Source organism: Pseudomonas sp. EL_65y_Pfl1_R83 (genome assembly GCF_963970695.1).
GTDB classification, from domain to species: Bacteria; Pseudomonadota; Gammaproteobacteria; order Pseudomonadales; family Pseudomonadaceae; genus Aquipseudomonas; species Aquipseudomonas tritici.
In genome coordinates this window covers 117,453-128,630 of record NZ_CAXAQI010000006.1, presented here as the reverse complement: position 1 = coordinate 128,630, position 11,178 = coordinate 117,453, and the positions used below count along the sequence as shown (strand labels likewise).

Annotated in this window: 9 protein-coding genes and 1 pseudogene; 8 read left to right on the top strand and 2 right to left on the bottom strand. The window is 60.4% G+C overall.

Annotated features, from left to right (window positions below):
• Positions 1-47: 47 nt before the first annotated feature.
• A pseudogene (locus tag AACY08_RS10885) lies at positions 48-354 on the bottom strand (tellurite resistance TerB family protein); the annotation flags it as partial.
• A 92-nt stretch (positions 355-446) separates the two neighbouring features.
• Here AACY08_RS10885 and AACY08_RS10880 point away from each other — a divergent pair.
• From AACY08_RS10880 to AACY08_RS10845, 8 genes are all read left to right on the top strand, one after another.
• Complete coding sequence (locus AACY08_RS10880) at positions 447-1,358, top strand: LysR family transcriptional regulator (protein ID WP_339469432.1); 912 nt, start codon at positions 447-449, stop codon at positions 1,356-1,358.
• A 133-nt stretch (positions 1,359-1,491) separates the two neighbouring features.
• Positions 1,492-2,949, top strand: a complete 1,458-nt coding sequence (locus AACY08_RS10875) for a gamma-aminobutyraldehyde dehydrogenase (RefSeq protein ID WP_339469431.1) — start codon at positions 1,492-1,494, stop codon at positions 2,947-2,949.
• 149 nt (positions 2,950-3,098) lie between these two features.
• Positions 3,099-4,250, top strand: a complete 1,152-nt coding sequence (gene ydcS / locus AACY08_RS10870) for a putative ABC transporter substrate-binding protein YdcS (RefSeq protein ID WP_339469430.1) — start codon at positions 3,099-3,101, stop codon at positions 4,248-4,250.
• A 138-nt stretch (positions 4,251-4,388) separates the two neighbouring features.
• On the top strand, positions 4,389-5,423 hold the full coding sequence (locus tag AACY08_RS10865; RefSeq protein WP_339469429.1) for an ABC transporter ATP-binding protein: 1,035 nt from the start codon (positions 4,389-4,391) through the stop codon (positions 5,421-5,423).
• A gap of 1 nt (position 5,424) precedes the next feature.
• Entirely contained in the window at positions 5,425-6,354 is a 930-nt protein-coding gene (locus AACY08_RS10860) for an ABC transporter permease (protein ID WP_339418209.1), read from the top strand.
• The gene (locus AACY08_RS10855; protein ID WP_339469428.1) at positions 6,344-7,153 is read left to right on the top strand and encodes an ABC transporter permease; all 810 of its coding nucleotides are present in this window, start codon (positions 6,344-6,346) and stop codon (positions 7,151-7,153) included. The genes AACY08_RS10860 and AACY08_RS10855 overlap by 11 nt, the downstream gene beginning before the upstream one ends.
• Positions 7,154-7,329: 176 nt before the next feature.
• The gene (locus AACY08_RS10850) at positions 7,330-8,754 is read left to right on the top strand and encodes a gamma-aminobutyraldehyde dehydrogenase (protein WP_339469427.1); all 1,425 of its coding nucleotides are present in this window, start codon (positions 7,330-7,332) and stop codon (positions 8,752-8,754) included.
• Positions 8,755-9,070: 316 nt separating this feature from the next.
• Positions 9,071-10,696 carry a glucan biosynthesis protein D gene (locus tag AACY08_RS10845; protein WP_339469426.1) on the top strand — a complete coding sequence of 542 codons (1,626 nt, stop codon included), beginning with the start codon at positions 9,071-9,073 and terminating at the stop codon, positions 10,694-10,696.
• A gap of 49 nt (positions 10,697-10,745) precedes the next feature.
• On the opposite strand, the gene AACY08_RS10840 is transcribed toward AACY08_RS10845, so the two are convergent.
• A complete protein-coding gene (locus AACY08_RS10840) occupies positions 10,746-10,931 on the bottom strand; it encodes a hypothetical protein (protein WP_339469425.1) in 186 nt (61 codons plus the stop codon).
• Positions 10,932-11,178: the final 247 nt, after the last annotated feature.

The following is an 11,178-nucleotide window of genomic DNA, read 5'->3' as shown; positions in this document are numbered from 1 at the left end:
ACCCCGGGCTGCCAAGGCAGCCGGGGTGATTGTATTAACAAGCGCGTTTAAAGTGTGGCCTGGCGCACCTGTTTTTCCGGCGCCAACTTCATGCCAGGCTCGAGTTTAAGCTGACGGGCCAGTTCATCGAGGTAGGACTTCTCCATGAAGTTCTCCGCATCCACCCGCATCACACTGGCGATGTACATTTCGCCAGCCATTTCCGCAGTGCCGGCCGCGCGCCACATCGGCCGGGTCCAGGGGGTTGTTCAGTTCGGCATGCAGCCAGCTTTGCAGCTCGCGGTCGTTATCCAGCTTGGTGAACTCGCCTTCGATCAGCGCGCGCTCGCGCTCGTCCACATGGCCGTCAGCCCTTAGAGTGCTTCCAGATGTAACGCGGCCACCCTTCGTTTAAATCGATATACACTTGAGCAAATCTATAAAAACACCCCACTGGTAATTCCAGCATGATGACCTTGCGTCAAATCCGGCACTTTATTGCCGTGGCCGAGACCGGCTCGATCTCCGCCGCCGCGCAAACTGCGTTCATTTCCCAGTCCACACTGACCCTGGCGATCCAGCAACTGGAGCAGGAAATCGGCGTAAACCTGTTCAACCGTCACGCCAAGGGCATGACACTCACGCATCAAGGCCATCAATTCCTGCGCCAGGCGCACCTTATCCTCGCCACCGTCGACAACGCCAAGCGCAGCCTGCAACAGAGCACCGACCAAGTCGCCGGGCAGTTGGTCATCGGCGTGACCAGCCTGGTGGCCGGCTATTACCTCGCAGATTTGCTGACACGATTCCAGCGCGCCTACCCCAACGTGGAAATCCGCGTGATGGAGGATGAGCGCCCGTATATCGAGCATTTGCTGGTCAGCGGCGAGATCGACGTGGGCGTGCTTATCCTGTCCAACCTCGAAGACCGTTACGCCCTGCAAACCGAAGTACTGACTCATTCGCCTCACCGGTTGTGGCTGCCGGCGCAACATCCGTTGCTGGAACACGACAGCATCAACCTGGCCGATGTGGCGCGCGAGCCTTTGATTCAGTTGAACGTCGACGAAATGGGCCATAACGCCCAGCGCATGTGGACCGGTGCGGGCCTGCAGCCGCATGTGACTCTGCGTACCGCCTCCACCGAAGCCGTGCGGAGCCTGGTAGCGGCCGGCCTGGGCGTGTCGATCCAGCCGGACATGACCTACCGCCCCTGGTCCCTTGAAGGCGACATTATCGAAGCGCGGCCGATTGCCGACCTCAGCCAAACCCTCGATGTAGGCCTGGCTTGGCGCCGCGGCACGGCGCGACCGGCACTGGTCGACCCGTTCCTGACGGTTGCGCGCGAACAGCCGCACCCACGCAAGCCATCTATTTAATCGAATGCTGCATTCAGTATTTAGTATTTGTTGACCTCGCACCTGCCCTCTACTCTCAGCTAATCCATAAGAGAAAGGTCAGGTGCCTCGTAAGAGAACGCCCATGGCCATCCAAGAAAAGAGATCGCGAAAAATGTCCGGCGCGCCCACCCCGCTGCTCACTGCGTTGCTGATCGACGGCGAACTGGTCCAGGGCCAGGGTGTTGTCGAGCCGATCCTCAACCCGGCCACCGGTGACGTACTCACCCAGATCGCCGAAGCCAGCACCGAGCAGGTGGAGGCTGCGATACTCGCCGCCCACCGCGCCTTTACCGGCTGGTCACGCACCACGCCGCAGCAACGTTCGAACATCTTGCTGGGCATCGCCGATGCCATCGAAAAACAAGCCGACTACCTGGCCCGCCTGGAATCCCTGAACTGCGGCAAGCCCTTGCACCTGGCGCGCCAGGATGACTTGAGCGCCACTGTCGATGTGTTCCGCTTCTTCGCCGGCGCCGTGCGCTGCCAGACCGGGCAACTGAGCGGCGAATACCTGCCGGGCTACACCAGCATGGTGCGCCGCGACCCCATCGGCGTCGTGGCCTCGATTGCACCGTGGAACTACCCGCTGATGATGGCCGCGTGGAAAATCGCTCCAGCCCTGGCCGCCGGTAATACGCTGGTGTTCAAACCATCGGAGCACACGCCGCTGTCGATCCTGGCGCTGGCCCCTGTGCTTAAAGAGCGCTTGCCACGCGGAGTGATCAACATTCTGTGTGGCGGCGGCGAAGGCGTCGGCAGTCATCTGGTCAGCCACCCCAAGGTGCGTATGGTGTCGCTGACCGGCGATATCGTCACCGGGCAGAAAATCCTGCAAGCGGCCTCCAAAACCCTTAAACGCACGCACCTGGAACTGGGCGGCAAAGCGCCGGTGATCGTGTGCAACGATGCTGACCTGCAAGCCGTGGTCGAGGGCGTGCGTGCCTATGGTTATTACAACGCAGGCCAGGACTGCACTGCCGCGTGCCGCCTCTACGCCCAGGCCGGCATTCACGACAAGTTGGTTGCCGAGCTTGGCGCAGCGGTCAGCAGCCTGCGCTTTGCCGGTAAACGCGACGCGGACAATGAACTGGGCCCGTTGATCAGCACGCGCCAGCGCGACCGTGTGGCCAGTTTCGTCGAACGCGCCCTCGGCCAGCCGCATATCGAACGCATCACCGGCGCGGCTGTGCATTCCGGCGCGGGCTTCTATTACCAGCCCACCCTGCTCGCCGGCTGTAAACAGAACGATGAAATCGTGCAGCGCGAAGTGTTCGGTCCGGTAGTGACCGTGACCCGCTTTGACGAACTGGAACAGGCGGTGGACTGGGCCAACGACTCCGAATACGGCCTGGCGTCCTCTGTGTGGACCCAGAACCTGGACAAGGCCATGCAAGTGGCGGCGCGCCTGCAATACGGCTGCACCTGGATCAACAGCCATTTCATGCTGGTCAGCGAAATGCCCCACGGCGGCTTGAAGCGCTCGGGGTATGGAAAAGACCTCTCGAGTGATTCATTGCAGGACTATAGCGTTGTCAGGCACATCATGGCCCGGCACGGAAATGCACTTTAGCCGCAAGGTTCAGGCTGCAAGCTCCAAGTAAATACGGATGGGTTTTTCTTGCGGCTTGCAGCTTGAAGCCAAGGGCTACGCTAAAACAAAAAAAAACACGTACAACTGCTTTTACTGCCCCGACCATAATTAAAGAAGAGGGAACCCCCATGTCCGCGCATAAGACCGCACTGCTCAGTGCCCTGACCACCGCGCTGCTGGCCAGTGCCAGCCTACAGGCCGCCGAACCGCTCAAGGCCGTTGGCGCGGGTGAAGGCCAACTGGATATCGTCGCCTGGCCCGGCTATATCGAGCGTGGCGAAAGCGACAAGGCCTACGACTGGGTCACAGGTTTCGAGAAGGAAACCGGCTGCAAGGTGAATGTGAAAACCGCCGCCACCTCTGACGAAATGGTCAGCCTGATGGCCAAGGGCGGGTATGACCTGGTCACCGCGTCGGGCGATGCCTCGCTGCGGCTGATCGTCGGCAAGCGGGTGCAGCCGATCAACACCGCGCTGATCCCCAACTGGAAGAACATTGACCCGCGCCTCAAGGATGCGCCGTGGTATGTGGTCGGCCAACAGACCTTCGGCACCCCGTACCAATGGGGCCCGAACGTGTTGATGTACAACACCACTGTATTCAAGACCGCCCCCACCAGCTGGAACGTGCTGTTCAACGCCCAGAACCTGCCAGACGGCAAGCCGAACAAAGGCCGCGTGCAGGCGTATGACGGCCCGATCTATATCGCCGATGCGGCGCTGTACCTCAAGTCGACCAAGCCAGAGCTGGGTATTCAAAGCCCGTATGAACTGACCGAAACCCAGTACAAGGCCGTGCTCGAAGTGTTGCGCGCCCAGCAACCGCTGATCCACCGCTACTGGCACGACACCACCGTGCAAATGAGTGACTTCAAGAACGAAGGCGTGGTCGCCTCCAGCGCCTGGCCGTACCAGGTCAACGGTTTGCAGAACGAGAAACAGCCGATCGCCTCGACCATTCCCAAGGAAGGCGCCACCGGCTGGGCGGACACCACCATGCTGCACACCGAGGCCAAGCACCCGAACTGCGCCTACAAGTGGATGGACTGGTCGCTGCAGCCCAAGGTCCAGGGCGATGTCGCCGCGTGGTTCGGCTCGTTGCCGGCGGTGCCGGCGGCCTGCAAGGAAAGCGAACTGCTCGGCGCCGAGGGCTGCAAGACCAATGGGTTCGACCAGTTCGAAAAGATCGCTTTCTGGAAAACCCCGCAGTCTGAAGGCGGCAAGTTCGTGCCGTACAGCCGCTGGACCCAGGATTACATTGCGATCATGGGCGGGCGGTAATTTCTACCAAACGACATAGAACCAATGTGGGAGCGGGCTTGCCCGCGAATGCGGTTGAACAGTGACAGACATGTTGACTGACACACCGCATTCGCGAGCACGCCCGCTCCCACAGATGCTTTTTTGGAGCACCGCACCATGACACTTGCAGTCCAATTCACCCACGTTTCCCGTCAGTTCGGCGAAGTGAAAGCCGTTGACCGGGTTTCCATCGATATCCAGGACGGCGAGTTCTTTTCCATGCTCGGCCCTTCCGGCTCGGGCAAGACTACCTGCCTGCGCCTGATCGCCGGGTTCGAGCAACCGAGCGCAGGCTCGATCCGTATCCACGGCGAGGAAGCCGCCGGCTTGCCGCCGTATCAGCGCGATGTAAACACTGTGTTCCAGGACTACGCGCTGTTCCCGCATATGAATGTGCGCGACAACGTCGCCTACGGCCTCAAGGTCAAGGGCGTGGGCAAGGCCGAACGCCTCAATCGCGCCGAAGAAGCCTTGGCCATGGTCGCCCTCGACGGTTATGGCGAGCGCAAGCCGGTGCAGCTTTCCGGTGGGCAGCGTCAGCGCGTCGCCCTGGCCCGCGCCCTGGTCAATCGCCCACGCGTATTGCTGCTGGATGAGCCGCTGGGCGCACTCGACCTCAAGCTGCGTGAGCAGATGCAGAGCGAGCTGAAAAAGCTGCAACGCCAGCTCGGCATCACCTTTATTTTCGTGACTCACGACCAGACCGAAGCGCTGTCGATGTCTGACCGTGTGGCGGTGTTCAACAAGGGTCGCATCGAGCAGGTCGACACCCCGCGCAGCCTGTACATGAAGCCCGCCACGGCCTTTGTCGCCGAGTTTGTCGGCACGTCCAACGTGATTCGCGGCGAACTGGCCCAGCGGCTCAGCGGCAACCCTCAGCCCTTCTCGATCCGCCCGGAGCACGTGCGTTTTGCCGAAGGCCCGCTGGGTGCCGGTGACGTGGAAGTCAGCGGTTTGCTGCACGATATCCAGTACCAGGGCAGCGCCACGCGCTATGAGCTGAAGCTGGAAAACGGCCAGACGTTGAACATCAGCCAGGCCAACAACCAGTGGCTGGACATCAGCAGTGGCCATCAGGTCGGCCAGTCCATCACCGCCCGCTGGGCGCGGGAAGCCATGACACCGCTGACAGATATCGCAGGCGAGGTGTGACATGAGCCTGGCCCTAACCCAACCACCGATGCGCAGGTTTTCCAACCTGCTGTACCGCAAGCCCAATCTCTACCTGGCGATGCTGCTGGTGCCGCCGCTGATCTGGTTCGGCGCGATCTACCTGGGTTCGTTGCTGACCCTGCTGTGGCAAGGTTTCTATACGTTTGACGACTTCACCATGGCGGTCACGCCGGACCTGACCCTGACCAACTTCGCCGCGCTGTTCCAGCCGTCGAACTTCGACATCATTGTGCGCACCTTGAGCATGGCGATTGTGGTGTCGATTGCCAGTGCGGTGATCGCGTTCCCGATTGCTTATTACATGGCGCGCTACACCACGGGCAAGACCAAAGCGTTTTTCTACGTCGCGGTAATGATGCCGATGTGGGCCAGCTACATCGTCAAGGCATATGCCTGGACCTTGCTACTGGCCAAAGGTGGCGTGGCGCAGTGGTTCGTGCAGCACTTGGGGCTGGAGCCCGTGTTGCAGCTCGTGCTGGGCATTCCCGGCGTGGGCGGCAGCACCTTGAGCACCTCGCACCTGGGGCGGTTCATGGTCTTCGTTTATATCTGGCTGCCGTTCATGATCCTGCCGATCCAGGCGTCCCTGGAGCGTTTGCCGCCGTCGCTATTGCAAGCCTCGGCTGACCTTGGGGCCAAACCGCGCCAAACGTTTATGCAGGTGATATTGCCGCTGTCGATTCCGGGGATTGCCGCCGGTTCCATCTTCACGTTCTCGCTGACCCTGGGCGATTTCATCGTGCCGCAACTGGTGGGCCCACCGGGTTACTTCGTCGGCGGCATGGTTTACGCCCAGCAAGGCGCCATCGGCAATATGCCCATGGCCGCAGCGTTCACGCTGGTGCCCATCGTGCTGATCGCGGTTTACCTGTCCATCGTCAAACGCCTGGGGGCCTTCGATGCACTCTGAAAAATCCAGTTTGAGTTTGAAGATCGCAGCCTGGGGCGGGTTGGTGTTTTTGCACTTCCCGATCATGATCATCTTCCTCTATGCCTTCAACACCGAAGAAGCCGCGTTCAGCTTTCCGCCCCAAGGCTTTACCTTGAAGTGGTTCAGCGTGGCCTTCGCCCGGCCTGACGTGCTGGAGTCGATCAAGCTGTCCTTGCAGATCGCCGCCATCGCCACCCTGATTGCGATGGTGCTCGGCACGTTGGCGTCGGCCGCGTTGTATCGCCGCGAGTTCTTCGGCAAGCAAGGCGTGTCGTTGATGTTGATCCTGCCGATTGCGCTGCCGGGGATCATCACCGGTATCGCGCTGCTGGCGACGTTCAAGACGTTGGGCATTGAGCCGGGGATGTTCACCATTATCATCGGCCACGCGACGTTCTGCGTGGTGATTGTCTACAACAACGTCATCGCCCGCTTGCGCCGCACCTCCCACAGCCTGATCGAAGCCTCGATGGACCTGGGCGCCGACGGCTGGCAGACCTTTCGCTACATCATCATGCCCAACCTCGGCTCGGCGCTGCTGGCTGGCGGCATGCTCGCGTTTGCGCTGTCGTTCGACGAAATCATCGTCACCACCTTCACCGCCGGCCACGAGCGCACCTTGCCGCTGTGGCTGCTCAACCAGCTCAGCCGCCCACGCGATGTGCCGGTGACAAACGTGGTGGCGATGCTGGTGATGCTGGTGACGATGGTGCCTATTCTCGGGGCTTATTACCTGACGCGCGGTGGTGAAAGCGTGGCGGGGAGTGGCGGTAAATAACTGACAAGACCCTGCCACTGAAGAAACACGGTCAATGTGGGAGCTGGCTTGCCTGCGATAGCGGTCTGTCAGTTGATGAATCGGCTGGCTGATCCATCGCTATCGCAGGCAAGCCAACTCCCACATTTGAATCGCATTTGTTCAGGGGTAAACACTCGTTTTAGGAGAGCTGAACCATGCAGACCAAGCTACTGATCAACGGCCAACTGGTAGAGGGCGAAGGCCCGGCCCAGGCCGTGTTCAACCCGGCACTCGGCCGCGTACTGGTGGAGATCAAGGAAGCCAGCGAAGCCCAGGTCGACGCCGCCGTGCGCGCAGCGGATGCCGCCTTTGAAGGCTGGTCACAAACCGCGCCCAAGGATCGCTCGCTGTTGCTGCTGAAGCTGGCGGACGTGATCGAAGCCCATGGCGAAGAGCTGGCCAAGCTGGAATCGGACAACTGCGGCAAGCCTTACAGCGCCGCGCTGAACGATGAAATCCCGGCGATTGCCGACGTATTCCGCTTCTTTGCCGGCGCCAGCCGTTGCATGAGCGGCTCGGCCGGCGGTGAGTACTTGCCCGGGCACACCTCGATGATCCGCCGCGACCCGGTGGGCGTGATTGCCTCCATCGCACCGTGGAACTACCCACTGATGATGGTCGCCTGGAAAATCGCCCCGGCCCTCGCCGCCGGTAATACCGTGGTGCTCAAGCCGTCGGAACAAACCCCGCTGACCGCGTTGCGCATGGTCGAACTGGCCGCTGAAATCTTCCCGGCCGGTGTACTCAACTTGGTGTTCGGCCGTGGGCCAACCGTCGGCAGTCCACTGGTGAATCATCCGAAAGTGCGCATGGTCTCGCTGACCGGCTCCATCGCCACCGGTGCAAACATCATTTCCAGCACCGCCGACAGCGTGAAGCGCATGCACATGGAGCTGGGCGGCAAGGCGCCGGTGATCATCTTCAACGACGCCGATATCGATGCTGCCGTGGAAGGCATTCGCACCTTTGGCTTCTACAACGCCGGCCAGGATTGCACCGCTGCATGCCGGATTTATGCGCAAGCAGACATCTACGATGCGTTCGTCGAAAAGCTGGGCGCCGCGGTCGCCAGCATCAAGTACGGTTTGCAGGGTGATCCGGCTACCGAACTGGGGCCGCTGATTACCGCGCAACACCGCGATCGTGTCGCCGGGTTTGTCGAACGCGCCGTGGCACAACCGCACATTCGCCTGGTCACCGGCGGCAAGGCGGTGGAAGGCAATGGTTTCTTCTTTGAGCCGACCGTGCTGGCCGACGCGCAGCAGGACGACGAAATCGTGCGTCGCGAGGTATTCGGGCCGGTGGTGTCGGTGACCAAGTTCACCGATGAAGCCCAAGTGCTGGGCTGGGCCAACGATTCGGATTACGGCCTGGCGTCATCCGTGTGGACCGCCGATGTAGGGCGTGCCCATCGTTTGGCCGCGCGCTTGCAGTACGGCTGCACCTGGGTGAACACCCACTTCATGCTGGTCAGCGAAATGCCCCACGGCGGTCAGAAACTGTCCGGCTACGGCAAGGACATGTCCATGTACGGGTTGGAGGACTACACCACAGTTCGCCATGTGATGTTCAAGCACTGAGGCTTTTACCCCTGCGAATGCGGTGAATCAGTCGGTAGATCCTGTCACTGACACACCGCATTCGCGAGCAAGCCCGCACACATTTGATCTTCATAATGATCAAGTACTGTGTTGGCATCAGAGCCGGAAATGTCTTGTCGCACTTGCAACTCAATCACCCCGCTATCAATCAATTTTCCTACGTCATCGAACCGCTTAAGCTATCCGGCGTCTGTTTAATGTCCGTTGCGTTTGGCCGAAGGCATGTCCGAACCGTAATTTCTGATCCGCTACGTGCCAGGAACGGCGCGGGATTTGCTCACGACAGGTTGTCTCTATGCACCGTAGGAATTTGCTCAAAGCGTCCATGGCCATTGCGGCTTACACTGGTTTGTCGGCCAGCGGCCTGCTAGCCGCCCAGGCTTGGGCCGGGACCCGTGCCGCCGATGGCAAGGCCGTGGCGTTCGATTTCGAATCGCTGAAGGCCCAGGCCAAGCAACTCGCCGGGACCGCTTACAAAGACACCAAACAAGTGCTGCCGCCCACCCTGGGGACCATGACCCCGCAGAATTTCAACGCCATCGGCTACGACGGCAACCACTCGTTGTGGAAGGAATTGAACGGCCAACTCGACGTGCAGTTCTTCCACGTCGGCATGGGGTTCAAGACGCCGGTGCGTATGCACAGCGTCGACCCCAATACCCGCGAAGCTCGCGAGGTGCATTTCCGCCCTTCGCTGTTTAACTATGAAAAAACCACGGTCGACACCAAACAGCTGACCGGCGACCTGGGTTTCTCCGGCTTCAAGCTGTTCAAGGCGCCAGAACTGGGCCGCCATGATGTACTGTCGTTTCTCGGCGCCAGCTACTTCCGCGCAGTGGATTCCAGCGGCCAGTACGGCCTCTCCGCCCGTGGCCTGGCCATCGACACCTACGCGAAAAAACGCGAGGAATTCCCTGATTTCACGCAGTTCTGGTTCGAAACCCCGGACAAGAACGCCACCCGCTTCGTGGTCTACGCCCTGCTCGACTCGCCGAGCGCCACCGGCGCCTACCGCTTTGATATCGACTGCCAGGCCAACCAGGTGGTGATGGCGATCGATGCACACATCAACGCGCGTACCGCTATCGAACAACTGGGTATCGCGCCAATGACCAGCATGTTCAGCTGCGGTACCCATGAGCGCCGCATGTGCGACACCATCCACCCGCAAATCCACGACTCGGACCGCCTGGCGATGTGGCGCGGCAATGGCGAATGGATCTGCCGCCCGCTGAACAACCCGGCCAAGCTGCAGTTCAACGCGTTTGCCGACACCGACCCCAAAGGCTTTGGCCTGGTGCAGACCGACCATGAGTTCGCCAGTTACCAGGACACCGTGGACTGGTACAGCAAACGCCCGAGCCTATGGGTCGAACCCACTACGGCCTGGGGTGAAGGCTCCATCGACCTGCTGGAAATTCCTACAACCGGCGAGACCCTCGATAACATCGTGGCCTTCTGGACCCCGAAAAAACCCGTGGCAGCCGGCGAATCACTGAACTACGGCTACAAGCTGTACTGGAGCGCCCTGCCACCGGTGAGCACGCCGTTGGCCCAGGTAGACGCGACCCGCTCAGGCATGGGTGGCTTTATCGAAGGTTGGGCGCCGGGAGAGCACTACCCTGAGGTGTGGGCGCGCCGTTTCGCCGTGGACTTCAAGGGCGGTGGCCTGGACCGCCTGCCACCCGGCACGGGGATTGAGCCCGTGGTGACGTGCTCCCATGGCCAGGTCAAGGATTTCAGCGTGCTGGTGCTGGATAACATCAAGGGCTACCGCATCCTGTTCGACTGGTACCCGACCAGCGACAGCGTAGAGCCGGTGGAACTGCGCCTGTTTATCCGTACCCAGGACCGCACCTTGAGTGAAACCTGGTTGTATCAGTACTTCCCGCCGGCACCGGACCAGCGCAAGTACAGCTGATACCGGTGGGAGCTGGCTTGCCAGCTCCCACCTTGTTTAACGACGATCCTCAGAACCGCGACACACTCTTCATCGCCCCAATCAAATAGCGCATTGCCATCTGATCGCTCTCGGTCAGGGCGCGGTACTGCGCCAGCAATTCCATTTCATCTGAGCTCAACCTTCGGCCCCGCAACGACATCCTGCGGGTCAGAAAAGACGTCACCATACCCGCTACACCATCGGACTTGGCCATGGACTGGTTCTCCTGATATCCATCGAATACTCCTGTTGCCCATTACCCGCCTCCCATGAAGCGCAATGCCTCAGTGAGCAAACCCACTGACTTCCTGGGCCAGAAATCAGGCTTACCCTAAGCGTAGAAAAAAACTGCTCTCGTGTGGGATTTTTTTAGAGTATTAACTTAAATAAATTGCTTAGGTAACAAATACCTACAGACATATCCGACACCTGCGCGCGTAAAAAAACCCACCGGGTCAGGG